Origin of the sequence: Phytobacter sp. MRY16-398, from assembly GCF_003925915.1 — a bacterium.
GTDB classification, from domain to species: Bacteria; Pseudomonadota; Gammaproteobacteria; order Enterobacterales; family Enterobacteriaceae; genus Phytobacter; species Phytobacter diazotrophicus.
The window spans coordinates 5,123,440-5,148,201 of sequence record NZ_AP018756.1 but is presented as its reverse complement, the minus strand read 5'-3'; the positions used below and the strand labels follow the sequence as shown (position 1 = coordinate 5,148,201).

Sequence of the window (24,762 nt, the reverse complement as noted above, 5' to 3'; positions counted from 1 at the left end):
ACCACATTTTGCGGATGAAAATGCGCCTGAAAACATCCCCTTTATCCATTTAGTTTATTGAAAATAAACAGATTAAAAATAAGGCTCAGCCAATGAAGTGGCTGTAGTCACCCTAAAATAACCGGTGAAGTTATGGGTATTTGAATCTCTTGACTACTACAGTGCCTGGCGGCAAAATCTAAAAGAGAATGATATTTATTTTTATTTGTTAAGCTGGCGCGCGCGGAGTGTACCACGTGGTTGCGGCGCAGGAGTATACATGCCACAGCAGGTGGACAACGCGGCCAGTCGGCCCGGAATTGTGCTGGATAATCTCTCGGCAGGTTATCAACAAAAGGTGATTGTTGATGGCATCAGCCTTGCCATCCCCTCCGGCAAAATGACCGTGCTGGTCGGTGCGAACGGCAGCGGCAAATCCACGCTCCTCAGTACCATTGCGCGCCTGCTCAAACCGCTGGGCGGCAGCGTCCAGCTTGACGGCAAAGCCATTCACCAACAGCCGACCAAAGCGGTCTCGCGCCAGTTGGGGATCCTGCCTCAGTCACCGTTAGTCCCCGAAGGGCTCACCGTGTTTGAACTGGTCTCCCGTGGACGCTTCCCCTGGCAAACTTTTATGCGCCAATGGTCTGACGACGACCAGCGGGCGGTAGAAGAGGCGCTGGCGGTAACCGGCACCACAGCGTTCGCGCATCTTCCGGTCGACAGCCTCTCCGGCGGCCAGCGTCAACGCTGTTGGATTGCGATGGCGCTGGCCCAGCAAACCCCGGTGATTTTACTCGACGAACCCACCACTTTCCTCGACCTGCGTTATCAGGTGGAGATCCTTGAACTGCTGCACTCGCTGACCCGCCAACACGGGCGCACCGTAGTGGTGGTATTACACGATCTGAACTTCGCGGTGAATTACGGCGATACGCTGGTCTTTCTGCGTCAGGGCAAAGTGGAAGGCGTGTTGCACGAAGGCGATCCCTGCCCGGCGGAGCTTATCAAATCGGTCTTTGATGTTGATGTGCATGTCTCCATTAACCCGATGACCGGGAAACCCTTCTTTATGCCATTTCGCCGTCAGCACGAGCCGCACGCATGACCACACAACCCCTTCTTGTACGCCGCCGTAGCGGGCGAAGCGGGCTGGCACTCCTGCTGGTGCTGGTGTTACTCGTGCTGGCCTCGGTGGCCCATCTGGGGCTGGGGGCGCGCACGATTGGCCCGCAAACCGTTGTCCGTGCGTTTCTGGCCTTCGACCCGCGCAACTTCGACCATCAGATAATTATCAGCCTGCGTCTGCTGCGCCTTGTGGCGGCGCTGGTGGTAGGGGCGGCGCTCGGCGTCGCCGGGGCGCTGTTACAGACGGTGATCCGTAATCCGCTCGGTGAGCCGCATATCCTTGGGCTGAATGCAGGAGCGGCGCTGGCGGTGGTTGCGACCACCGCGCTTGGGTTCACTTTCGGTCCTGGGCAACCGCTGATCGCCGCCTGCGGTGCCGGGGCGCTGTTTGCGCTGGTGATGGGTATTGCCAGCGCCGGGAAAAGCGGGCTGACGCCGATGAAGGTCACTCTGTGTGGCGTGGCACTCACCGCGTTTACCTCCTCTCTTACCGCCGCCATTCTGATCCTTGATGAACAAACCCTGCTGGCAATGCGCACCTGGCTTGCCGGGGATCTGGCAGGGCTACGCTGGGAGGCGGTCCGCACTGCGGCGCTGGTGGCAGCGATGGGGCTGGTTCTGGCACTGTGGGTGGCCCCGGCGCTCAATATGCTGGCGCTGGGGGATCAGGTGGCTATCGGGCTGGGGATCTCGCTGGCGCGTACCCGTGGCCTTGGGCTTGTTGCCATTGCCTTGTTGTGCGGGGCGGCGGTATCACTGGCCGGGCCGATCGGTTTTATCGGCCTGGTCGTCCCGCATCTGGTGCGCCGTTTTGCTACCGATGACCTGCGCCCGGGCGTGCCGCTTTGCGCGCTCACGGGGGCATTACTGTTGCTGCTGGCGGATATCGCCGCCCGTACGCTGGTCGCCCCCCATGAGCTGGCAACCGGGGTGATGACCGCGCTCGTGGGAGCACCGCTGTTTATCCTGCTGGCATCGAGGTTGTTCAAATGAGTTCGCTGCTATCGCGCGCAGGCTTTCGTTCGTTTCGTCTGGGGCGTTTTTCCCGTTTATGGCGGCCAAAGACGGCAGTGTGGGGCGCCGTGCTGCTGGTGCTCGCGCTGGGGTTATTACTTACCGGCCTGATGCAAGGCTCGCTGCCGGTTCCCGCATCGGCGATCGGGCACGCGCTCTTTTTCCCACAGGCGCTTAATGCAGAACAGTTGTACATCGTGTGGGATATCCGTTTGCCGCGCCTGCTGATGGCGCTGCTGTGCGGCGCCATGCTGGGTATGGCCGGGGCGGCGATGCAGTCGATCACCCGCAATGGTCTGGCGGACCCTGGGCTGCTGGGGGTGAAAGAGGGCAGTAGTGTGGCGGTGCTGGCGTTAATCCTCCTCTTCCCGGCGCTGGGGCTGGCCTGGCGGCCCGTAGCGGGCATGGCGGGCGGCCTGCTGGCGGCGTTGATCGTGCTGCTGCTGGCGCGGGATTTTTCGCGTCCGCGTTTTATTTTGCTCGGTATTGGCGTCTCCTGGACGTTTGCGGCAGGCATTGGGGTGTTTATGACCACCGCCGATGTGCGCGATGTACAGACCGCGCTGGTGTGGCTGGCGGGCAGCCTGCATACCGCTACCTGGCCGCTGCTGCTGGTGGCGACCTGCTGGGCGCTGCCTGCCGCGCTGATTTTGTTTGTTACCGCGCGGGCCTCAGATGTGGCGCTGCTCGGCCATCAGGCCGCCGCCGGGCTGGGCGTGCGGATGGCGTGGCTGATGCGCATTCGTTTTTTTGCTCCGGTGTTACTGACCGCCGCCTGCGTCTCCTGTGCGGGTAGCATCGGTTTTGTCGGGCTGATTGCGCCGCATATGGCGCGTTTTCTGCTGCGCGGCGGCCAGGTGGCGCTGTTGTCCGGCAGTGCGTTGCTCGGTGCGCTGCTGGTGCTGGTGGCCGATTCGCTGGGGCGGCTGGCATTTGCGCCGCTGCAAATCCCGGCGGGCATTGTGATTTCATTAACGGGCGGACCATTTTTCCTGCTGTTGCTCTGGCAGCGGCGGGACCGGTTATAACTCAGGGAGCTGTATGCGTTTACTATTCGCTTTTTTATTACTGGCGGTGACGGCGGTGCATGCCGAACCCGCGACCCGCACCTTTACCGATGATCTGGGGCGGACGGTGACCGTGCCGCTGCATCCGCAGCGTATTGTCTCGTTGCACGATCTCGATATCACCATTCCGCTGATTGAGCTGGGCGTGCCGCCGGTCGCCAGTCATGGCCGCACCCGGCCCGACGGCAGCCATACGCTGCGCTCCAGTGCGATGTTGACCGGGGTGGATTTTGATAACAGCCAGATCGCGTTTATCGGCACCGCAACCATTGATATTGAAGCCGTGGCGGCGGCAAAACCGGATCTGATCATTACCGAGCCAAGTCGCAATACGCCGGTGGAGCAACTGGAAAAAATCGCCCCGACCGTCAGTATCGATCACCTTGACGGTGGCGCGCCGCGTATCTATAGCAAACTGGCGGAGTTGACCGGCAGCCAGGCGCGACTTGCCATTCTTGAACGTCGCTATCAGGCGCAAATCGCGGCGCTAAAAGCGACGGTGGATACCGGTAAAATCCGCGTGTCGGTGATTCAGGCCAACCAGGGGAAAATCAACGCCCTGCATACCTATCATTCGCTGGGACGTGTGCTGCGTGATGCCGGGTTCACCTTCCCGCCGCTGATTGAGCGCATCCCGGAGGGCGGACGCATTGATGTCAGCGCGGAGCGGTTGCCGGAGCTGGATGCCGATTTTGTCTTCGCTACCTGGCGTGGGGATACCGGCGGTAAGCCGCAGGATGAGATGGCGGCGATGGATGCGGTAATGCCAGGCTGGTGTAATTTTCTGTCGGCCTGCCGTACCGGGCATTATGTGTTGATTTCACGGGAAGAGGCCATTTCCAACTCCTATGCGGCGCTGGGGCTGATGGCGGCGCAGGTGCAATCGCAGATTGCCGGGCGTCCGTTACCGGGTGCAACGCCATGATGCGCGCAACGAAAAGCAAAGGGCGGGTGGATGTCTATGGCGAGCGCTACCGGGCGCGGGCGCATACGCTGTCGCCGCGCTTATTGTCGGTGGCGCGCTACATCCACGATAACCGGGACGTGGTGCTGGAGCATACGGCCATTGAAATTGCGGCGGCCACGCAAACCTCGGACGCCACGGTGGTGCGTGCGATTCAGGCGCTCGGCTTTGCCGGGTTACGCGACCTGAAACAGACGATGGAGCACTGGTTTGGGCCGACGGTGACCTCGGCGGAAAAGATGAGTACCACGGTCGGAGCGCTGTCATGCGATGTCAATTCCGGCATCGATTTTGTGCTCGAAGGGCACCAGTACACCTGCGAGGTGTTGTCTGCGCCGGATAACCGTTATGCCATCGCGCAGGCCGTCGCCCTGCTGGTGGAGGCGCGTCAGGCGGCCATTTTTGGGATTGGCGCTTCGGGAATTCTGGCCGATTACACCGCCCGCCTGTTCAGCCGCGTCGGGCTGCCCGCGGTGGCGCTCAACCGTACCGGTATTGGGCTGGCAGAGCAGTTGATTAGCCTGCAACGCGGCGATGTGCTGGTGATGATGGCGCAGAAATCGGCCCATCGGGAGGGGCTGACGACCCTGAAAGAGACCAAACGGCTGGGTATTCCGACGATTTTGCTGACCAATGCGCTGGATTCGCGTTTTAGCAAAGAGGCAGACGTGGTGATCCATGTGCCGCGCGGCGGTGAGAAGGGCAAAATCCCGCTGCATGGCACGGTGTTGCTGTGTCTGGAGATGATTGTGTTGTCCGTGGCGTCGGCTACCTCCCAGCGTGCCATCAAAACGGTGAAACGCATCAATGAGTTTCACCGTGGCCTGAAGCCCGGCGGCAAAAAGGTGTAATTCCGGCGATGGGCAAGGGGGCATTCCCGGATGGCGGCAGTCGAACGGTCCCCTCGCCCCTTTGGGCAGACGGTTAGGGTGCGAGGAAAATCACCCCACGCCACCCCCCAGGGATTGCCACAACGTTACCCGGTTCTCAAGATCTGTCTGCTGCAGCGAAATCAACCCCTCCTGCGCCGACCATAGCGAACGCTGTGCGGTCAGCACCGATAAATAATCCCCGGTCCCCGCCTGATATTGACGCTGAGCGATATCCAGCGTTTTTTGTTCGGCAGCCACATATTCACGCTGGGCGTCGAGCTGTTCATCCAGCGTCTGGCGGCGGGCGAGGGCATCGGCAACATCTTTAAACGCGCTCTGAATCGTTTTCTCGTAGGTGGCGATCAACCCTTTCTTCTCTGCTTCCGCGTAGCGCAACTGCGCCAGGTTGCTGCCCCCGGTAAACAGCGGCAGCGAAATCGACGGGGCAAACGACCAGACCTTCATACCGTTATTAAACAGCGACGACAGGGCTGAACTGCCCACCCCTGCGCTGGCGGTTAACGAAATCGACGGGAAGAAATTCGCCCGTGCCGCACCAATGTTGGCATTGGCGCTTTTCAGGTTGTGCTCCGCTTCCTGAATATCCGGACGGCGCAACAATACCGAAGACGACACCCCCGCAGGCGTCAGCTTGATGCTGTCCTGCGCCAGGCTTTCGAGCGTACCGGGCAGCAGACTTTGCGCCACGGTCGTTCCCGCCAGCAGATTGAGCGCATTGATATCCTGCGCCACCTGGGTTTTGTAACTGGCGACGCTCGCGCGTGCCTGCTGATAGACCGCCATGGCTTCGCTTACATCCGTCGCCGCCGCCGTCCCCACCTGCTGTTGACGCTTCACAATCGTGAGCGAATTTTGCGCACTCGCCATTGTCTGCTGCGCCAGCGCCAGGTTGCTGTTATCCGCCGCAAGCGTAATCCACGCGGTGGTGATTTCCCCCACCAGCGTCAGGCGGGCGTTTTGCGCGGTATATTCGCTGGCAAGCCAGGTCTCCCGCTGGGCCCGCGCGAGGCTCTGGTTACGGCCAAACAGATCCAGTTCAAAGCTCGACACCGCGCCATTGGCCTCTGCACTGGACGTCACGCCGGTGGCCGCAGTACGGCTGCGGGTGTTGCTCAACTCCGCATTGACGGTGGGGAAGAGCGCGGCCCGGTCTTCGGCATAGAGCGCGCGTGCCGCATCGATATCGGCAATCGCTTTTTGCACATCGCGGTTTTGGGTGAGCGACAGGCTCACCACCTGCTGCAGGCGGCTGTCATTGACCACCTGCTTCCAGTCGGTGGCGACCGCCTTCGCCTCGCCGCTGCTACCCGGCAAAGTGGCAGGAACCGGGGCTGCCGGGCGTTGATAGGTCGGGTCGAGCGACACACAGCCCGCGCTCAGGAGAGCCAAAACAAGCACACTAATTCGAAACATAATTACTCCTGGCGTTGACGTTTACCGGCGAACAGACGTTTCACCAGCACAAAGAACAGCGGAACAAAGAAGATGGCGAGCAGCGTGGCGGCCAGCGTACCGCCGATGATGCCGGTCCCGATGGCGACACGGCTGTTGGCTCCGGCCCCGGTCGCCACTGCCAGCGGCAGCACCCCGGCGATAAACGCCAGCGAAGTCATCATAATCGGACGCAAGCGGGTTCGTGCCGCACGCAGCGCCGCCCGGCTCAGGGAATAGCCTTCCTGCACCGCCGCTTCGGCAAACTCGACAATCAAAATGGCGTTTTTCGACGACAGACCGATGGTGGTCAGTAGCGCGACCTGGAAGTAGACGTCATTGTTCAGACCACGCATCCAGGCCGCCAGCGCCGCCCCAAGCAGGCCGAGCGGGATAACCAGGATGACCGAAATCGGCACGGACCAACTCTCGTAGAGCGCTGCCAGACAGAGGAACACCACCATGATCGAGATGGCATAAAGGCTCATGGCCTGGCCGCTGGCGAGTTTCTCCTGCAATGACAGGCCGCTCCAGGCCCAGGTAGAACCGGCGGGCAGATTATTAGCGAGGGTCTCCATTTTGGTCATCGCGACGCCGGAACTGAACCCGCTGGCATTCTCCCCCTGAATTTCATAGGCCGCCGAGCCGTTGTAGCGCACCAGACTTTCCGGGCCATATTCCCAGTGGGTGGTGGCAAAGGCGGAGAACGGCGTCATGCTGTCATCGCTGCCGCGTACGTACCATTTTTTCAGGTCAGACGGCGCGGCGCGAAACGCGCTATCCCCCTGGATATAGACCTTCTTCACGCGTCCGCGATCGATAAAGTCATTCACGTAGGTCCCGCCCCAGGCGCTGGATAGCGTATTGCTGACATCGCTGAGCGACAGACCCAGCGCGACGGCTTTATTGCTGTCGATATCCACCTGCAACTGCGGCATTTGTGGCAGGTCGTTGGCGCGAACGGCTTGCAGCTCCTGGCTTTTGCTGGCCTCGCCAATCAACTGGTTACGCATTTTCAGCAGTTCGTCGCGATCGGTACTGCCACTTGCCAGCAGCTCAAAGGTAAAGCCGTTACTCTGCCCCAGACCGTCCACTGACGGTGGGATCATGGCGAAAATGCTGGCATCGCGGAGAGTGCTTAACTGCCGGGTGGCCCGCAGGGCGATCGCCTGGGCGGTATTTTCCGCCCCCTTACGCTCTGACCAGTTTTTCAGCGAGACGAAGGCCATCCCGGCGTTCTGGCCGTTACCGCTAAAGCTAAAGCCAGTGACCGTGAAGATGGCGTTGGTATTGGCTTTCTCTTTGGTGAGGAACCAGTCGGTCACTTTGCTGGCGACCGCATTGGTGCGCGGCGCGGTGGCCCCGGCGGGCAGGGTGAACTGCACCATGACAGAGCCCTGGTCTTCGGTCGGCAGGAAGCTGCCGGGCAGACGCCACATGACAAACGCCATCGCCGCACAGAGCACGCCATAGGTGGCGAGCACGGTCACGGAGCGGCGCAAGACGCGCAGGACACGGTGCTCGTATTTATTTTCGGTGCGGGCATAGAAGCGATTGAACGCGCCGAAGAAGCCTTTCTTATGGGGCTTACTGTGCTGCATCACCGTGCCGCACAACGCCGGGGTCAGGGTGAGCGCAACAATCACCGACAGGGTCATAGCCGAGATGATGGTGACCGAGAACTGACGGTAAATCACCCCGGTAGAGCCACCAAAGAAGGCCATTGGCAGGAATACGGCGGAGAGTACCAGCGCAATCGCCACCAGCGCACCGGAGATTTCGCCCATCGATTTTTCAGTAGCTTCGCGGGCGGGCAGCCCTTCGTCGCGCATAATACGCTCGACGTTTTCCACCACCACGATGGCGTCATCCACCAGCAAGCCAATCGCCAGCACCATCGCAAACAGCGTCAGGGTGTTAATCGAGTAGCCAAAGAGCGCCAGTACCCCAAAGGTCCCCAATAGCACGACGGGCACCGCCATTGCCGGAATCAGGGTGGCGCGGACGTTTTGCAGGAACAGATACATCACGCAGACCACCAGTACGATGGCTTCGATGAGCGTCTGCACCACATCTTCAATGGAGATTTTGATAAAGTCGGTGCTGTCTTTCGGGTAGGCGACGTCATAACCCTGCGGCATGCTATGACGGAACTCGGCAATTTTATCTTTCACCAGGGTGGCGGTATCCAGGGCGTTCGCGCCAGGGGCCAGCATCACCGCCAGGCCCGCCGCCGGGTGGCCGTTTAGTTTCGCTGTCGCCGAATAGTCTTCGCTGCCCATCTCTACGCGGGCAACGTCGCCGACGCGGACCACCGCACCGTTGGTTTCACTTTTGATGATGATATTGCGGAACTGCTCCACGGTTTGCAGGCGAGACTGCGCACGCACGGTGGCCGTCAGTTGCTGACTGTTTGAGGCCGGCAGCGCACCGATCTTCCCGGCGGAAACCTGCACGTTTTGCGCTTCAATGGCGGTCTGCACATCAGACGGCATCAGCGCATAAGAGGCCAGTTTGTCCGGGTCCATCCAGATACGCATGGCATATTCCGCACCGAACACCTGCAGGCTCCCCACGCCGTTAACGCGCGCGAGCGGGTCCTGCACATTACTCACCAGCCAGTCGGCGATATCGGAGCTGGAAGCACGGTCGGTTTTGTCATACATCGCCATGATGAGCAGGAAGCTGCTCTGGGATTTCACCACCGTCACGCCAGATTGGGTGACTTCGGTTGGCAGGCGGGATTCGGCCTGTTGCACCTTGTTCTGTACCTGCACCTGAGCGGTGTCCGGGTCGGTACCCTGTTCGAACGTCACGGTGATGGTCACCTGGCCATCGGAACTGCTGGTGGAGGTGAAATAGAGCAGGTTATCGAGCCCGGTAAGCTGTTGTTCGATAACCTGGGTCACGCTGTTTTCCAGGGTTTGCGCCGATGCGCCGGTGTAGGTGGCGGTGATTTTTATCGAAGGGGGCGCCACATCCGGGTATTGCGCGATGGGCAGCGTGCGGATAGCCAGCACCCCGGCCATCATGATCAGTATGGCGATCACCCAGGCAAAGACCGGGCGACGCACGAAGAAGCTGGAGAACATCAGGCTTTGCCTCCATTGTTTTGCACTTCAACGGCTTTCGCCTCTGCACCGGCGGTAACTTTATCGGTACCTTCAACAATCAGCTTGTCGCCGCTTTGCAGCCCTTTCAGGACCAGCCATTTATCGCCGTAGGTGTCACCCGTTTCGACACTACGCTGCTCGACCTTGTTTTGAGCGTTGACCACCAGCGCCGTGGCATTGCCTTTGCTGTCGCGGGTGATGCCCTGTTGTGGGGCGAGAATGGCGTTTTCCATCACGCCTTCATTGACTCTGGCGCGGACAAACATGCCGGGCAGCAGTTGCTGATGCGGGTTAGGGAAGATAGCGCGCAGGGTGACAGAACCGGTGGCTTCATCCACGGCCACTTCGGTCAGCGCCAGTTTGCCGGTTTCGCTGTAGGTGCTGCCATCTTCCAGAATCAGCGATACATTCAGCGTGCTGTCGTTACTGGCGAGCGCCTGCTTACGTAAACGCAGCAGGTCGGCACTGGAGCGGGTGAGATCGACATACATGGTGTCCAGCCCGCGCACGGTGGCCAGCGCCGTGGTTTGTTCGGCAGTGACCAGCGCACCGGGAGTAACAGACGAGATGCCAATCCGCCCGCTAATCGGCGACGTGATGGTGGTCCAGTTCAGGTTGATACGCGCGCTTTCCAGCGCCGCCTGTTTGGCGCTGACGCTGGCGCGATCCTGCGCACAGGTAGATTTCGCGTCGTCGGCATCCTGCTGTGATACGCCGTTGTCTTTTACCAGCAGCGCATAGCGGCGCGCTTTCTGACAGTCGGATTCCACCAGCGATTGCGCCTGTTTGAGTGAGGCATCGGCTTCATTGAAGGCGGCACGATAGCTGGACGGGTCAATCTGATACAGCGGCTGGCCGGCTTTCACTGCGTCACCTTCGGTGAAGAGGCGCTTCTGAATGATGCCGCCAACTTGCGGGCGGACTTCCGCGCTTAGCGAGGCCGAGGTGCGCCCGGTCAGGGTGCTGAATACGGCAAGCGGTTGGCTCTGGAGCGTGACGACCCCGACTTCCTGGACCGCGTTGTGTTGTGCAGGTGGCGTGGCATTGTCGCAGCCAGTTAATGCGAATAATGCCACGACGGTGGTTTTTATTAACTTCATTATATTTTCCCGGCGTGTAAAAGGCCTGCCCGTTGATAATCAAAGGGCGGCTGGTTGACCATATTTTGGCGATGGCAATACGCCACTTCCGCTATTAGCGGAAATGATGACGGGCGATGTCGTTATACATCGCCTGAAATTCGTTTAGTCCCGGATTATTTTTCAGTAAATAACATATGCATTATGTCCTGATATATTTTCTGTAATTGCGCCGGGTCGCATTTTTGCGGCGTCAGGTTTCTAAAAATGGTGCCTTCTATCAGCGACGCCATAATCTCCACACAGCAGCGGACACGGCTATCTTCAAGATGCGGGTGCGCCTTTTTCAGGTGGGCACAGGCGGTTTCATACATGCGCGCATCGGCCTGCGCCATCATTGCTGCAACGCGTGGATTGCGGGTTGCCTCGGCCGCCACTTCCAGCATCAGCGCATCATCGTCGTGGCTGAGCGTTTGCCGCCAGGCCAGCACCTGCGGGATATGCTGAGTCTGGGCGTTGCTTTCCATTTCCGCGATACGGTAGTCGATGATGCGGCGGATCATCTCTTCGATAATGGCGTCTTTACTGGCGAAATAGCGATAAATCTGCCCGACGCTCAACTGAGCCTCCAGCGCGATTTGCGACATGCTGGCCGCGTGAAAACCGCTGGCACGAAAGCAGCGCCGCGCCGCGACAATGATTTCGTCCTGGCGCATCTGATGGCGTTCTTGCTGCGAGACTTTTTGTGTCATGCCGGGCTCCGGGTAGTGGTGTTGAGAATGATCGTTCTCATTTGCCGTAAGAATATATGAATTTTGCGCCAGGCGTTAAGCATTTTCTGGGGAGATAATATGGATTTACAAAAGTCCATATTGTGGAGAAATAATGAAGAAGATAATGGGGAAATTAAGGAGAAAGGTGTCGATAAGCCATTGGGAATATTAATGGGGGTAATATCCATAATATTTGTGTGTATCATTAATTAGCGTTGCGCTAATGAAATAAGAATATGGTTCAACTTTCATCTTTGAGAGCAGACCAGGACACGGCTTACGCTCTCAGATATCGAAGGGAAACGCAGTATGTCTGTTTGACCTGGAGGGTTTTTTGTAAGCATGAAGATGAGAGTGGATAAGTGGCATCCATGCGTTATGCTTTTCACGCGTCCTGGATAGGTCATCTATACCGAGACCAGGTGATCAGTGGGGGTAATGGTGCCGAAGCCCACTGGTTGGTAGCAATCTTAAAGGGAATATCATTATGGCTGACAATACCTCACAGTTTTCTGGCGTATCAGGTTCCGTGGGGACGTCCGGAATGAACAATCCGAATGACGTGAAAGCGTTGCAAAAGATGATTATTGATGCCGGATATAATCACATCCGTGGAAATAATATCTGCTTAAGATGAAAAATAATCTCATTAATTACCGTAAAGCTGATTGAATATATGAGCAATGAGTTAACTTGCCAAAGAATAAGGTATTTGCAATGAAACCTTTACGTGCAACGCTGGCGCTCCTGTTTCTGATGCCTGCAGTTTCATATGCGGCTCTTTATGAAGGGATGGAGAGAGATGTTTGCTTTAAAAATCAGAGCAATATACATATTGCTTATGATTGTCTGTCAAAAAAAACGGCGGAATCTTCGCATGCTCTGGATAATATTATTGCTGAGACGAATAAGCAAATAAAAATTAACAATCCAGGTCCGGTCTTCCGCAGCGAAGATCCGAAATTGACGATAGGGGATATCTACAGTAAATCATTTCTGGCTGCACAAGTGGACTGGAAAGCATATAGAGAAAATTTATGCCTGGCTGTCGCGTCACAAATAGGTGAGGATGCAAATGACTACCAGTCATATATTGATCAATGTGTGATTAATTTGAATAAGCGGCATGTTGAAGAAATAAAGATGATGGATATTAAATCTGGGCATAACTGAAATGGCTGGGCTGAAAAGTTACGGTAAGGTCTGTTGTTATTTTGGGATAAACGGCTCCTGAATTCTTAACATGAGGCGTGGTGATTGAGAGATCCCCCGGCGGCGCTGCACTTGCCGGGGCTACGTGGTAGATACTGTGAATGTCTGCAACCTTTTTAGCCAGGCTGACCCGTTTCCCAGCATGACAACCACAGCGACATCTTTGTGTCCCCCTGGCACGTTCACGGGTTCTTGCGCTATTGAAAAGCAAGGAACATAAGGGGAACGGAACCCTCCACCTGAGCCGCATATCCCCCTCACCCTGACCCTCTCCCCAAAGAGGAGAGGGGACCGTTCGTGCTCGCATTTTTGTGGGGAATCCTCTGCCCCTGTACGGTCCGAATAAGGCGTTTACGCCGCATCCGAGGTTGACCTAAAGGTGAGAACAATTCTCAATATTATTGCCGCCTGGCGGGGGCAATGGTAATCTGTAGGCGTTTTTCAGGGCGTCGACCCGGAAATTTTCGCGCATCCCCGGTGGAATGTTGAACATTGGACAGGATCACAATGGCTGCCCGCTATGCAAAAAAGACACTTTTCCGTTGAAGATTTTATCGGGTTTGGCGAACGCTACGGCATTGATTATCGCTTCCCGTCACTCTCTGCCTGCCGCGACGTCAGTAAAGAAAAACACATTGTGATTCAGGGCGATGTCGAAGAGATGACGTTCTCATCCGGTCTCAACCTCACCAGCTCAGATATCCGCGTCCTGCAACCCTATGAAACCACCTCCTTGCATAGCTGCCCGCTCTATATGCTGGTGGTGCTGGAAGGTAGCGTGATGCTGCGCGTCAACGGTCAGGAATTTGTGGTGCGCTCCGGTATGGCCTTTACCTCGCGCCTTGGCGAGCAGCAGGTGATGAACGCCGTACACCTTGCTGACTACCACTTACGCACGCTTTCGCTGGGCGTAGACCCGGCGCGCTGCTGGCAATCGCCGCTGCTCTCTGCGTTGCTTCAGCAGTGGGAAAACGGCGGGGCGCCAACCTTCTTATGGCAGGTGCCGGGCTTTTTGCTCTCTGGCCTGCAATACATCCAGCAGTCCAGCCAACCGGGGCTGTCGCGCCAGTTAATGCTCGAAGGCGTCATGCTACAACTGCTAGGTCACGGCCTGTCACAGCGCCTGCAAAATCACACATCCCGCCATGCCCCCAGCGGCGAACAACATCGGCTCGAAACCGTGCGTCGCTTGCTGGAGCAGCAGCCGGAGAAAGAGTACACCCTCACGGAACTGGCCCAACTGGCCGCCATGAGCAGCAGCAGCCTGCGGACCAAGTTTCGCCAGGCCTATGGTCACTCGGTGTTTGATTATCTTCGCGATTGCCGTCTGGAGCTGGCCCGCCGCTACCTTGCACAGGGGTACAGCGTGCAGCAGGCAGCGTGGATGTCGGGCTATCAGCATGCCACCAATTTTTCTACCGCCTTTCGCCGTCGCTATGGCATTACCCCCGGAGAGGCGCGCCACGCCTGTTAATCCCCGTTATTCATCCGGTCATCCACGGGCCTGTAGACCAAAGTTCCACAGTGGTGATGCGTTTTGTCACCGCGCATACGTCTCTTGTCATTGCGCATAGCTGCCGCCGTCGGCAAAAGGGTAATAATTCTTATTTACAATAAAAACGGCTTCTGGAGATTTTCATGTTCGCAAAAACGCGACTGGCGCTGATGATTGGCTGCATGACGGGTGGATTGAGCGCGACGGTCCTGGCACAGGACACCTCGTCGACAAAAGAAGAGACGGTGGTGGTGACCTCACAAATGCAAAGTGGCGCAACCAAGCTGGAAACGCCGGATATCGAAACCCCGCAATCGGTCTCTATTGTGACGCGCCAGCAGTATGAAGAGCAGGGGGCCACCAGCGTGCGCCAGGCGGTGGGTTACACGCCGGGTGTCTATGCCAACCAGATTGGTGCCTCCAACCGCTTTGATTACATCGTCTTGCGCGGCTTTTCCGACGGGAGTCTGGATAATATCTATCTCGACGGCCTGAAAATGATGGGTGACACCAACTCGCACAGTTCGTTGGTGGTGGACCCGTGGTTCCTCGACAGTATCGAAGTGGTGCGCGGCCCGGCTTCCGTACTGTATGGTCGCTCTTCGCCTGGCGGGATTGTGGCGCTGAATTCCCGTAAACCGTCGTTTGATCCGGGGGGCGAAATCAAAGTGTTCGCCGGGAATAACAACCAGCGCGGTGCGGCCTTTGATGTGACCGGCCCGGTGGATGATAACGACCGCGTTGCCGTGCGTTTAACCGGCATGACCCGCTATGCGGATTCCCAGTTCGATCCCTTAAAAGAAGAGCGCTATGCCCTGATGCCTAGCCTCACCTGGCGCATCACCGATAGCACACGCCTGGATCTGATGGCCTATCTGCATCGCGATCCGGAAGGCGGTAGTCACTCGGGCTTACCGTATGAAGGCACCGTTGTCCCTCACGCCGGGCAGAAAATTTCTAATACCTTCTATGAAGGGGAAGACGATTACGACAAGTACGACCGCCGCGAAAATATGGTCGGCTACAACTTCGAACACGCCTTTGATAGCGGCTGGTCAGTACGCCAGAAATTGCGCTATCTGCACACCAAAGTGAACCTGAATCAGGTGTATGCGGCAGGCTGGCTCAACGATACCGAACTGAACCGTGGCTATTCCGGTTCTGATGAGAAGATGAATGCCATCACGCTCGACAACCAACTGGATGGCAGCGTGGAGACCGGCCCGGTTAACCATCGCCTGTTGATGGGGGTGGATTACCAGCGCCGCAGCAATAATGTGGCCGGTTACTACGGCGCTTTCCCGGCGATCGACGCGTTTAACCCGGTATATGGCGCAGATCCGGATTACATCACGCAGTACAGCAGCGAGAAGCATAAGCTGGAGCAGACCGGGATCTACATCCAGGATCAGATGTCACTCAATAAGTGGCGACTGACGCTGGGCGGCCGCCACGATCAGGTGAAGGTCACAAACGTTAATAAGCTCAATGACACCAGCGATACCCTGGATCAAGGCCATTACAGTAGCCGTGCGGCATTACTGTATCTGTTCGATAACGGGATTGCGCCTTACGTGAGCTACTCAACCGCGTTCACGCCCACCAGCTTTACCGATGAAAACGGCAAGATCCTGGAGCCGATGAAGGGGAAACAGTGGGAAGCCGGGTTGAAATTCGAGCCGGAAGGGACGCAGACGATGTACAGCGCCTCGGTGTTCCGCATTAACCAGAAGAATATCGCCACCAAAGAAGAGCCAACCGATCCGTACCGCTCTATCGGCGAGATCGAATCCGAAGGGGTGGAACTGGAAGCGGTGGGGCAGTTAACGGATAGCCTGCGTCTACAGGCGGCCTATACCTACACCGATATTCGCTACAAGAAGAGCAGCCCGGAAGAGCAGGGCAAGCGCGCCGTCTACGCACCGCGTAATCAGGCCAGCGCCTGGCTGAGCTACGATGTGAAGAGCGGGCCGCTGGACGGGCTGACCGTCGGTTCCGGCGTGCGCTATGTGAATGGCCTTACCTCGGATCGCCAGAACACGCATACGCTGCCGTCCTATACACTGGTGGATCTGGCGGTCGGCTATGACCTGTCGAAGGTGGGTTTGAAAGGGCTGAGCGCACAGGTCAACGTCAATAACCTGACGGACAAGAGCTATATTGCCGCCTGTAACTCGCTCTCTTACTGCTACTTTGGTGCCGAGCGCAGCATTGTGGGCAGCCTGTCGTATAAGTTCTGAGTGTCTTGAGAACTCCCGGGTGGCGGCGCGCACGCGCCTTACCCGGGATACGATTTTACCGGGGCCGCGGTGCGGTGGTTTGGTAGCCCCGGTAAGCGAAGCGCCACCGGGGAAGGAAAACGAAGGGGAGATTAACTCTCTTCCATCGCGAAATGAATAGCTTCGCCCAGCTTCGAAATGGCCTCGCGATACCGTTCAGTCAGCGGCAGGGCGCAGTTAATGCGCAGGCAGTTGCGGTATTTCCCCGAGGCGGAAAAAAGCGAGCCCGGCGCAATCTGGATTTTCAGCCGACAAAGCTGGCGCGAGACACAGAGCATATCCACCCCTTCCGGTAGCTCCACCCACAGCATATAGCCACCTTTTGGCCGCGTAACGCAGATTCCGCATGGAAAATACTGGCGGATCCAACAGGTATAGGTTTCCAGGTGCTGCTGATAAAACTGGCGCATCCGGCGAATATGGCGATGGTAGTGGCCGTCGCGAATAAACGCCGCCATCGCCAACTGATTAGTGGGCACTGTGCTGCCGATAGCGGCATATTTCATATGCAGCACCCGATCGCGATAGCGCCCCGGTACAATCCAGCCCACACGCAGCCCCGGCGCGACCGATTTGGTAAACGAGCTGCACAGCAACACGCGGCCATCGATATCAAAAGATTTAATGGTGCGCGGGCGGGGATAATCGGTGACGAGCTCGCCATAGATATCGTCTTCGAAAATGACAATGTCATGGCGCTGCGCCAGCGCCAGTATCGCTTTTTTGCGCGCATCCGGCATGATCGAGCCCTGCGGGTTGCTGCAACTCGGCACGAGGATCACCCCTTTGATCGGCCACTGTTCCAGCGCAAGTTCCAGTGCCTCAATGCTGATCCCGGTTTCCGGATCGGTTGGGATCTCCATCGCTTTAATGCCAAAACCGCGCAGTAACTGCATGGTGCCATAGTAGGAAGGGGACTCCACGGCCACGATATCACCCGGTTTACACACCGAAAGCAGGGCGATGCTCAGCGCGCCGTGGCAGCCGTTAGTGATCACGATATCTTCCGGGTCCACCACCGTGCCGCCATCAACCATCAGGCGGGAGATCTGCTCGCGCAGTTCGCGGCGTCCTTGCAGGGCGTCGTAGCTCAGAATGTCGCACTGATTGTGCTGCACCAGACGCGCCATTTCGCGCCACAGCGGTTTCAGCGTCGGTTGCGAAATGTCCGGCGCACCGCCGCCAAAATTGAGCATCTCTTTGTCCGAACGGGCATCGAGCAGTGTGAGCACTTCATCCCACTGCGTCACTTCTACCGGGCGCTGAACCGGGCGCGATATGGCAGGCACCGGCGGTTTAGCTTTGCGCGGGGCGACAAAATAGCCCGAGCGCGGCTGCGGGGTGATCAACTGTAGGTTTTCCAGTACCTGATACGCCTGCTGTACGGTGCTGATGCTCACGCCGTGCTCCTGGCTCAGATTCCTGACGGATGGCAGTTTCTCGCCATGGCGGTAAAGCCCTTGTTCAATGCGCTCCGCCAGTAAGGTGGCCAGGTTTTCATAACGTGTCATGCTGTATCCTTTGTTGTCACCATACAGATTGTAAAACCAGTACAGATGGCGGAGAAAAATGCCGTTCAGATACAGTTGTAGGTGATCTGTATGTTAAAGAAAAGTAATTTCTGCGTCTGTATTGCATACAGGGATTCCAGAGAAAATAGGGCTCTGTTCAGGTGAGGAGAGACGCGATGGAATTCTTTGAAAATAGACCGCAACGACCATTTTTCGGGTTAGTACAACTGTGGCATTGGGCGAAAAGAAAATGGGAACGGCGCAAGACGCGGATAATTTTGAGCAATCTTAGCGATGAGCAACTGAAAGACCTGGGATTGCGTCGTGACGATCTGGGTTATTGATCCCCCAAAAGTGCGGAGATAACATCTTGTTATTTTCCGCCTTTTATGGCGTAGACTATGCTTAATGCCATTATCACTACGGGGGATTCACCATGCATTATATGGGCAGTAAAGACGACGATAAAAAAGAGAACGAAGGCGGCAACGTCACTCAGATGATGCAGCAGAAGTTGCTGGATTCGCGCTCGATCATTATCTCCGGTGAGATTAACCAGACGCTGACCGAAAAAGTGGTGACCCAACTGCTGCTGTTGCAGGGGATCAGCGATGCGCCGATCAAAATCTACCTGAACAGCCAGGGCGGCCATGTTGAAGCTGCGGATACCATTCACGACATCATTAAATTCATCAAGCCGGAAGTGCATATCATTGGTACTGGCTGGGTGGCGAGCGCCGGGATCACCATTTTCCTGGCGGCGAAAAAAGAGCATCGCTACGCGCTGCCAAACACTCGCTTTATGATCCATCAGCCGCTGGGCGGCGTGCGTGGCCAGGCCAGCGACATTGAAATTGAAGCGAAAGAGATCATCCGCATGCTGGATCGCGTTAACCGTCTTATCGCCGATGCGACCGGGCAACCGGTTGAGAAAGTGAAACAAGACACTGACCGCAACTACTGGATGAACCCGCAAGAAGCGATTGATTACGGCATTGTCTCCCGCGTAGTAAACAGCTACGGGGACCTGAAGCTGGATTAATTTCCCCTCTCCCGATCCCCTTCCTGTGCGAGGGGGATCAAATCCACGTTATTTCCTTTCACCGTAGAAAAAATTTCACTTCTCCGAATGCACTAAATTCTTCACACTGTCGGCGATGGTGAATACGGAGAAACGGCATGAATAAAAGTTATAAAGCCGCACTGGTGATGATAGCGACGCTCAGTGCGCCGGCAATGGCAGAAAACAATAGCACCACGTTTAACCACAAAGATTGGGAAGTCGTTTGTGACAACACGCTGACCTGTCGCGCTGCGGGTTATAGCAAGGAAGAAGAAGCCAGCGGGTCGGTACTGCTGGTGCGTAAAGCCGGTGCGGATGCTCCGCTTGTTGTCGATGTTGTGCTCGCGGAAATGGAATCCGATGAGACTGCACCGCAGTCCAAATTGGTTCTGTGGATTGATGACAAAGAGATCGGTGAAGTTGAGCCGGAGGACACCGATACCTGGCGGTTGTCTCCCGCGCAAACTCAGGCGCTGATCGAGGCAGTAAAAGGCAGCGGCAAAGTCGAATTTAAAGGCGGTGCGAAGCCGTTCGAGCTGTCTGGCGATGGCGCGACAGCGGTGCTGCTGAAAATGGATGATGTGCAGGGGCGTCTGGACACCCCCGGCGCGCTGGTGAAGAAAGGCGATAAACCGGAAAGTAGCGTACCGGCGGCGAAAGAGCCCCCGGTGATTCAGGCGGCCAAAGTGAGTGATGCGCAGGAGCGCGTGCTCAATGAAACGGAAGTCGCCGCGCTTAAGCCTAAATTGATTGCTTCGTTACCGAAAGACACCAATTGCGAGCGTTTGAAATCACCGGACCCGCAGGCGGATGAGGGCGATAACGATATCAGTCTGACGCCGCTTGACGATACCCATGCGCTGATTTCCACGCTCTGCTGGCGCGCGGCGTATAACGAAGGCTATGGCTTCTGGGTTATCGACAGCAAGCTCGCGGGCGAACCCGTGCTGGTGACCGATTCCGCGTCGGATTACAGCGATGGCCTGATTTCGCTGGGTCAGCGTGGCCGCGGGATAGGCGACTGCTGGGCATCCGCGGAGTGGGTGTGGGACGGTAAAGCGTTCACCCAGAGCAGCGAATCCACCACCGGTATGTGCCGCTACATTCGCGCGGGCGGCACCTGGGATCTCCCGTCATTTGTTGCGCAGGTCAAAGAGCCGGAATAAGGCATTTATCGTTGAATGGCATCCCGGTTTACCCTTTTGGTATTTTTGGGTAAGCAGGGTGCCATTGTATTCCTATACGGGTAACGTATTTCATACCTGAATGGATGTCACTTCACATGCACACCAAACCCGCTCTCGCCTGGTGCGATATCCGGGCGCAGGGTCAGTGCGGGAATGGTGTAATCCCCGGCATTCTGCCGCCTGAAGGGCAGCGGTTCCGCCTGCCAAAGCGTGTCCAGACGCTGTGCCAGTTGCTGGCAATACGCTGCATATTTCTCATCATCTGTCTTGCTGGTGCGATAAATCACCAGCGGCGGCAACACTTCGAAGCCCGGATAAAACAGCATCCCGTGCTGGATGGGGAACAGAATATCGTCGATTGGGCCGTTGATCCCACGGGGGCTATAGTGTGATTCCCAGCCGCCTGTCGTCACCAGCAACATCGCCCGCTTGCCTGACAGACTCCCCTCGCCATAGCGATCGCCCCAGTGAGTGTCGCTGTGTTCGCCCACACCATAGGCAAATCCATAGGCGTAAACCCTGTCGAACCACCCCTTCATAATGGCAGGCATCGAAAACCACCACAGCGGAAACTGGAAAATGACCGCGTCTGCCCAGCGTAATTTCGCCTGTTCGCCAGCGATATCCGCACTTTGCAAACCCTGCTCAAAGGCCTTTTTTGAATCCAGTGACGGGTGGAAATGGTCACCCGCCAGCGGGGCCAGCGTGTCGCTGGCATCCAGTTGTGATTTCCAGTTCATGGCGTAGAGATCGGATACCTGCACGTGGTGTCCGCTATTTTCCAGATGCGAAATGGCAAAGGCATTCAGCGCACCGTTCAAAGAGTGGGCTTCGGGATGGGCGTAAACAATCAAAACATTCATTGTGTGTACCTGGTGTTGGGAAAGTCACCCCACGGTAATGAATGGAAAGGTATAGTAGAAATTAATTACTGATATTGCAGGTATAGCCATGGTTAATTTCCGTCGTATCGATTTGAATCTGCTGGCGACGCTGGATGTCCTGTTGACCGAACTTAACGTGACGCGGGCGGCGCAAAGGCTCAATTTGTCGCAGCCCTCGGTCAGCGTGCAGCTTGCCCGCCTGCGGGAGATCTTTGGTGACCCGCTGTTGCTGCCGGGGCCGCGTGGCATGCAGCCGACCGCCCGTGCCGATGAACTGCGTCTACCGCTGAGACAGGCGCTTGATGCGCTGGAAAGCGCCGTTTCGTCCGGTAGCCCTTTTGATCCGGCGAGTGCCGATCTCACCTGGCGGATCGTGGCGACGGATTACACCGAGTCGGCCGTGGTGTTGCCTGCGCTCAACAGCCTGCGGGCGGCGGCACCGGGTACCCGTCTGGCGCTCTTCGAGCTCAATCCCCCGCAGATTTTGCGCCAGGCGGAGCAGGGCGATGTCGATCTGATCTTTCATACCCGTGAAGGAGCGCCGCCTGCATTGCATCAGCGACTGCTGTTTACCGAACGCTATGTGCTGGCCGGGCGGCTGAATCACCCGGCCTTAAAACGTCGCCCGACGCTGGCGCAATTCTGCAGGCTGGAGCATGTGATTGTCTCGCCGGAAGGCGGGGGCTTTAGCGCGATAACCGATGAGGTGCTGGCAAAGAGTGGGCTTTCACGGCGCGTCGTACTCTCTGTGCCACATTTCTTGTTTATGCTGGAGGCGCTGGCCACCAGCGACCTGGTAGCCGTACTGCCGGAACGTCTGGTGAAAAAGGCAGGAGCCTTGCAGGTGGTGGAGCCGCCCGTGCCGCTGCCGGGGTTCGATATGCTGATGCTCTGGCATGAACGTCTGCACCGTGACCCGGCACACCAGTGGCTGCGACAGCACTTACTCGACTGCCTTTAATTTCTGCTGAGATGACAACATGTTAAACGGTCTGAATCACCTGACGCTGGCGGTCAGCGATATCGCCAGCAGCATCGGTTTTTACCATCATCTGTTGGGGTTACCCCTGCATGCACGCTGGGATAACGGCGCGTATCTGCGCTGTGGCGATCTGTGGCTCTGCCTGTCGCTGGACGCGCAGCGGCGGTATATCGCCCCGCCGGAGAGCGACTACACCCACTATGCCTTTAGTATCGATGAAAATGATTTTGCTACATTTGTGGCACGCCTTACGCAAGCGGGGGTAATGTCGTGGAAAGAGAACAGAAGCGAAGGGGAGTCGTTCTATTTTCTCGACCCGGACGGGCACAAGCTGGAAGCCCACGTGGGTAGCCTCGCGCAACGGCTGGCCGCCTGCCGCGCGAAGCCATACAAGGGGATGGTGTTTTTTGACAAGTAGCCCCGGTAAGCGCAGCGCCACCGGGGAAATCCCGGATGGCTACATGCGCTGAATACTATTTATACCCACTATACCTACAAATGCATTGGTGCTGGTGTGGATAGTGGGTATACTCTCTTTGCGCTGTTAAAAGGGAGACATTATCGAAAGGGATGACAAGCAGAGAACTCATGAAACAACTGCAAGAGCGTGGCTGGGTTCTTGACCGGGTGAAAGGAAGTCACCACACGTTTGTGAAGGCGGGAGGTAGCGTATGTCATTACGGTACCTCACCCTGAAAAGGATATTGCAAAGGGAACATTGCAGAAGATCCTGAAACAAATGTAATTAAAGCGGCACCGGGCCGGTGCCCTTTCAATCTTAATAGAGGTAAACCATGAAATTTCCGATCTATCTGCATCAGGCTGATAGCGGCAGTTTCTCCGGATTTGTACCGGACATCACGGGCTGCTATTTCGCAGGTGAAACGATTGATGCCGCGATCGCTGATGCCTGGAATGCGATCGATGCTCATCTGGATTATGTCACTGAGAAAGGAGAACTCGTGCCACAGGCGCAGAGCATTTCCGTGCATATGAATGATGAAGATTGCCAGGGCGGTATTTGGGCTTATGTCGAGGTTGATTTAAGCAAATATGACAGTAAAGCGGTGAAGTTAAATATTACATTGCCGCAAAATTTATTAGTAAAAATAGACACCTATGTTGAGCTTCATCGGGAGTACGGATCGCGAAGTGGTTTCTTTGCCGATCTGGCGCGCCGGGAGCTTCAAAAAAGCGCGTAACCTCTTTTTCAGTGGTGCGTGCGGCCCGCCTTACACGGCGGGCTTTCAATCCCTCATCCCAGCCAGACAGACAGCTCCACATCCTCGCTAAACGGCGTCGACAAATAGCCATTTTCTGGCGAGCGGACTTTTTCCAGATACGGCGGGTAATAATCGGCGTTATCGGCGACGATCAGCGCGCCTTTTCTCAGGTGTGGCTCCAGTAACGCCAGAATTTCTGGGTAGAGCGATTTCGCGCCGTCGAGCAGCACCAGATCAATCGATTCAGGCAGATCCTGACGCAGGGTTTCCAGCGCATCGCCTTCGCGGATCTCAATCAGATCGCTCACGCCACCCAGGTTAAAATGCTGCCGGGCGCGCGCCGCTTTGGAGGGCTCGAACTCGCAGGTAATCAACCTGCCGCCACCGTTATCACGCAGTGCCGCCGCCAGATGGAGCGCGGAGATCCCAAACGAGGTGCCGTACTCGACAATAGTGCTCGCATTACTGCTACGCGCCAGCATATACAGCAGTGTGCCGGTCTCTTTTGACACTGGCAGCCACAGATCTTTCAGGCGCCCGTACAGATCCCGGTAGTCGGTTTTGCTCTGTAACAGGCGCATCTGTTCCTCTTCGGAGACATCATCCAGTACGGGGCTGGTGGTTGCCTCGGCCTCGGCAAACAGACGTTCCAGCAACAGGGACAGCGGTGCGGTGGTAAGGGTGGTCATGGTCATGCAGGACTCCAGTATAAAATATGACGAATTATTCGCATTTAGAATATGATGGATTCGTCACATTCACTATTCGCATTCCTTTCGCTGGAGACTCACCCGATGACATCCCGTTCAACCCCGCGTATTTCCTCACGAAAACAGCCGCGTCAGGCACGTTCTACCGCGCTGGTGACGGCAATCCTGGAAGCCGCTATTCAGGTTTTAGCCGAGGAAGGAGCACCGCGTTTTACCACCGCGCGGGTGGCCGAACGTGCGGGCGTCAGCGTTGGTTCGGTGTATCAGTACTTTCCCAATAAAGCTTCGATTCTTTTCCAGCTCCAGCTTGAAGAGTGGCAGCGTACGTCCGCACTGATGCGGGAGATTTTGCAGGACGCCCGTTATCCGCCACTCCAGCGAATGCGCACGCTGGTGCTGGCTTTTGTGCGCTCGGAGTGTGAAGAGGCTGCGATGCGCACCGCGCTGGATGATGCTGCGCCGTTGTATCGCGATGCGCCGGAGGTGATGGCAGCAAAAGCCGCGGGGGAAGGTATCTTTCAGACCTTTGTGCAGGAGGTGTTACCGAGTGAGACGCCCGCCAGACAGGCGCAGGTCTGCGAACTGGTGACCACCACCATTGGCGCGGTGGGCAAGGCGTTCTCTTCTGTGCCGCGTAGCGAGGCGGAGATCACCACGTTTGCGGCAGAACTGGGGGAAATGGTGTGCGGATATCTGCAGTTGAAAGACGAAATGTCACGCCGCGGCGATTGAAAAATCATTCGTAAGGTTTATATATATGAGGTCGCCATAATCA

At 56.9% G+C, this 24,762-nt stretch carries 25 protein-coding genes; 18 read left to right on the top strand and 7 right to left on the bottom strand.

The features are described from left to right. The first annotated feature begins 259 nt into the window (after window positions 1-259). Genes MRY16398_RS25140 through MRY16398_RS25120 form a run of 5 tightly spaced genes read left to right on the top strand, consistent with a single transcriptional unit; the run spans window position 260 to window position 5,003 of the window. A complete protein-coding gene (locus tag MRY16398_RS25140) occupies window positions 260-1,087 on the top strand; it encodes an ABC transporter ATP-binding protein (RefSeq protein WP_107223766.1) in 828 nt (275 codons plus the stop codon). Further along, window positions 1,084-2,100, top strand: coding sequence for a FecCD family ABC transporter permease (locus MRY16398_RS25135; RefSeq protein WP_125125402.1), 1,017 nt, complete (start codon window positions 1,084-1,086; stop codon window positions 2,098-2,100). The genes MRY16398_RS25140 and MRY16398_RS25135 overlap by 4 nt, the downstream gene beginning before the upstream one ends. Further along, on the top strand, window positions 2,097-3,149 hold the full coding sequence (locus MRY16398_RS25130; protein ID WP_125125401.1) for a FecCD family ABC transporter permease: 1,053 nt from the start codon (window positions 2,097-2,099) through the stop codon (window positions 3,147-3,149). Before MRY16398_RS25135 ends, MRY16398_RS25130 begins: the two co-directional genes overlap by 4 nt. Window positions 3,150-3,162: 13 nt before the next feature. Next, window positions 3,163-4,113: an ABC transporter substrate-binding protein gene (locus MRY16398_RS25125; RefSeq protein ID WP_071193548.1), complete on the top strand. Its 951-nt coding sequence runs from the start codon at window positions 3,163-3,165 to the stop codon at window positions 4,111-4,113. Further along, a complete protein-coding gene (locus tag MRY16398_RS25120; RefSeq protein ID WP_039076875.1) occupies window positions 4,110-5,003 on the top strand; it encodes a MurR/RpiR family transcriptional regulator in 894 nt (297 codons plus the stop codon). The genes MRY16398_RS25125 and MRY16398_RS25120 overlap by 4 nt, the downstream gene beginning before the upstream one ends. A gap of 90 nt (window positions 5,004-5,093) precedes the next feature. Here the strand turns inward: MRY16398_RS25120 and MRY16398_RS25115 are convergent, their stop codons facing one another. The 4 genes from MRY16398_RS25115 to MRY16398_RS25100 form a co-directional block, all read right to left on the bottom strand. Beyond that, a complete protein-coding gene (locus MRY16398_RS25115) occupies window positions 5,094-6,458 on the bottom strand; it encodes an efflux transporter outer membrane subunit (RefSeq protein ID WP_125125400.1) in 1,365 nt (454 codons plus the stop codon). A 2-nt stretch (window positions 6,459-6,460) separates the two neighbouring features. Then, window positions 6,461-9,568: an efflux RND transporter permease subunit gene (locus MRY16398_RS25110; protein ID WP_125125399.1), complete on the bottom strand. Its 3,108-nt coding sequence runs from the start codon at window positions 9,566-9,568 to the stop codon at window positions 6,461-6,463. Continuing rightward, complete coding sequence (locus MRY16398_RS25105; protein WP_125125398.1) at window positions 9,568-10,689, bottom strand: efflux RND transporter periplasmic adaptor subunit; 1,122 nt, start codon at window positions 10,687-10,689, stop codon at window positions 9,568-9,570. The genes MRY16398_RS25110 and MRY16398_RS25105 overlap by 1 nt, the downstream gene beginning before the upstream one ends. A 155-nt stretch (window positions 10,690-10,844) precedes the next feature. Continuing rightward, window positions 10,845-11,420 (bottom strand): TetR/AcrR family transcriptional regulator, encoded by a 576-nt coding sequence (locus MRY16398_RS25100; protein ID WP_110295115.1) that lies wholly within the window; start codon window positions 11,418-11,420, stop codon window positions 10,845-10,847. A gap of 508 nt (window positions 11,421-11,928) precedes the next feature. Here MRY16398_RS25100 and MRY16398_RS30725 point away from each other — a divergent pair. The 4 genes from MRY16398_RS30725 (at window position 11,929) to foxA (ending at window position 16,388) form a co-directional block, all read left to right on the top strand. After that, window positions 11,929-12,078 (top strand): hypothetical protein, encoded by a 150-nt coding sequence (locus MRY16398_RS30725; RefSeq protein WP_172600686.1) that lies wholly within the window; start codon window positions 11,929-11,931, stop codon window positions 12,076-12,078. A gap of 80 nt (window positions 12,079-12,158) precedes the next feature. Beyond that, window positions 12,159-12,614 (top strand): lysozyme inhibitor LprI family protein, encoded by a 456-nt coding sequence (locus MRY16398_RS25095; RefSeq protein ID WP_232034363.1) that lies wholly within the window; start codon window positions 12,159-12,161, stop codon window positions 12,612-12,614. Between the two features lie 559 nt (window positions 12,615-13,173). After that, window positions 13,174-14,127, top strand: coding sequence for an AraC family transcriptional regulator (locus tag MRY16398_RS25090; protein ID WP_125125397.1), 954 nt, complete (start codon window positions 13,174-13,176; stop codon window positions 14,125-14,127). A gap of 164 nt (window positions 14,128-14,291) precedes the next feature. After that, on the top strand, window positions 14,292-16,388 hold the full coding sequence (gene foxA, locus MRY16398_RS25085) for a ferrioxamine B receptor FoxA (protein ID WP_125125396.1): 2,097 nt from the start codon (window positions 14,292-14,294) through the stop codon (window positions 16,386-16,388). Between the two features lie 131 nt (window positions 16,389-16,519). Here foxA and MRY16398_RS25080 read toward each other — a convergent pair whose 3' ends face one another. Beyond that, window positions 16,520-17,938 (bottom strand): aminotransferase-like domain-containing protein, encoded by a 1,419-nt coding sequence (locus MRY16398_RS25080; RefSeq protein WP_039076868.1) that lies wholly within the window; start codon window positions 17,936-17,938, stop codon window positions 16,520-16,522. 176 nt (window positions 17,939-18,114) lie between these two features. On the opposite strand from MRY16398_RS25080, the gene MRY16398_RS25075 reads away from it, so the two are divergent. The 3 genes from MRY16398_RS25075 (at window position 18,115) to MRY16398_RS25065 (ending at window position 20,167) form a co-directional block, all read left to right on the top strand. Further along, window positions 18,115-18,282 carry a DUF1127 domain-containing protein gene (locus tag MRY16398_RS25075; protein WP_071193555.1) on the top strand — a complete coding sequence of 56 codons (168 nt, stop codon included), beginning with the start codon at window positions 18,115-18,117 and terminating at the stop codon, window positions 18,280-18,282. A 92-nt stretch (window positions 18,283-18,374) separates the two neighbouring features. Then, window positions 18,375-18,980, top strand: coding sequence for an ATP-dependent Clp protease proteolytic subunit (locus MRY16398_RS25070; RefSeq protein ID WP_039076867.1), 606 nt, complete (start codon window positions 18,375-18,377; stop codon window positions 18,978-18,980). Window positions 18,981-19,117: 137 nt separating this feature from the next. Beyond that, complete coding sequence (locus tag MRY16398_RS25065) at window positions 19,118-20,167, top strand: DUF1176 domain-containing protein (protein WP_039076866.1); 1,050 nt, start codon at window positions 19,118-19,120, stop codon at window positions 20,165-20,167. A 107-nt stretch (window positions 20,168-20,274) separates the two neighbouring features. Here MRY16398_RS25065 and MRY16398_RS25060 read toward each other — a convergent pair whose 3' ends face one another. Beyond that, on the bottom strand, window positions 20,275-21,051 hold the full coding sequence (locus tag MRY16398_RS25060) for an NAD(P)H-dependent oxidoreductase (RefSeq protein WP_079497336.1): 777 nt from the start codon (window positions 21,049-21,051) through the stop codon (window positions 20,275-20,277). 88 nt (window positions 21,052-21,139) lie between these two features. Here MRY16398_RS25060 and MRY16398_RS25055 point away from each other — a divergent pair, with 88 nt between their 5' ends. The 5 genes from MRY16398_RS25055 (at window position 21,140) to MRY16398_RS25040 (ending at window position 23,256) form a co-directional block, all read left to right on the top strand. Further along, window positions 21,140-22,033 carry a LysR family transcriptional regulator gene (locus MRY16398_RS25055; protein ID WP_172600685.1) on the top strand — a complete coding sequence of 298 codons (894 nt, stop codon included), beginning with the start codon at window positions 21,140-21,142 and terminating at the stop codon, window positions 22,031-22,033. A 19-nt stretch (window positions 22,034-22,052) separates the two neighbouring features. Continuing rightward, on the top strand, window positions 22,053-22,472 hold the full coding sequence (locus tag MRY16398_RS25050; RefSeq protein WP_125125395.1) for a FosA family fosfomycin resistance glutathione transferase: 420 nt from the start codon (window positions 22,053-22,055) through the stop codon (window positions 22,470-22,472). 152 nt (window positions 22,473-22,624) lie between these two features. After that, entirely contained in the window at window positions 22,625-22,750 is a 126-nt protein-coding gene (locus tag MRY16398_RS25045; protein ID WP_409349122.1) for a type II toxin-antitoxin system HicA family toxin, read from the top strand. Continuing rightward, the gene (locus tag MRY16398_RS31475) at window positions 22,731-22,799 is read left to right on the top strand and encodes a type II toxin-antitoxin system HicA family toxin (RefSeq protein ID WP_409349132.1); all 69 of its coding nucleotides are present in this window, start codon (window positions 22,731-22,733) and stop codon (window positions 22,797-22,799) included. Before MRY16398_RS25045 ends, MRY16398_RS31475 begins: the two co-directional genes overlap by 20 nt. A gap of 49 nt (window positions 22,800-22,848) precedes the next feature. After that, window positions 22,849-23,256 (top strand): type II toxin-antitoxin system HicB family antitoxin, encoded by a 408-nt coding sequence (locus MRY16398_RS25040; RefSeq protein ID WP_125125394.1) that lies wholly within the window; start codon window positions 22,849-22,851, stop codon window positions 23,254-23,256. A 53-nt stretch (window positions 23,257-23,309) separates the two neighbouring features. Here the strand turns inward: MRY16398_RS25040 and MRY16398_RS25035 are convergent, their stop codons facing one another. Further along, window positions 23,310-23,972: an O-methyltransferase gene (locus MRY16398_RS25035; RefSeq protein WP_336513204.1), complete on the bottom strand. Its 663-nt coding sequence runs from the start codon at window positions 23,970-23,972 to the stop codon at window positions 23,310-23,312. 99 nt (window positions 23,973-24,071) lie between these two features. On the opposite strand from MRY16398_RS25035, the gene MRY16398_RS25030 reads away from it, so the two are divergent. After that, complete coding sequence (locus MRY16398_RS25030) at window positions 24,072-24,719, top strand: TetR family transcriptional regulator (protein WP_110295109.1); 648 nt, start codon at window positions 24,072-24,074, stop codon at window positions 24,717-24,719. Window positions 24,720-24,762 lie beyond the last annotated feature (43 nt).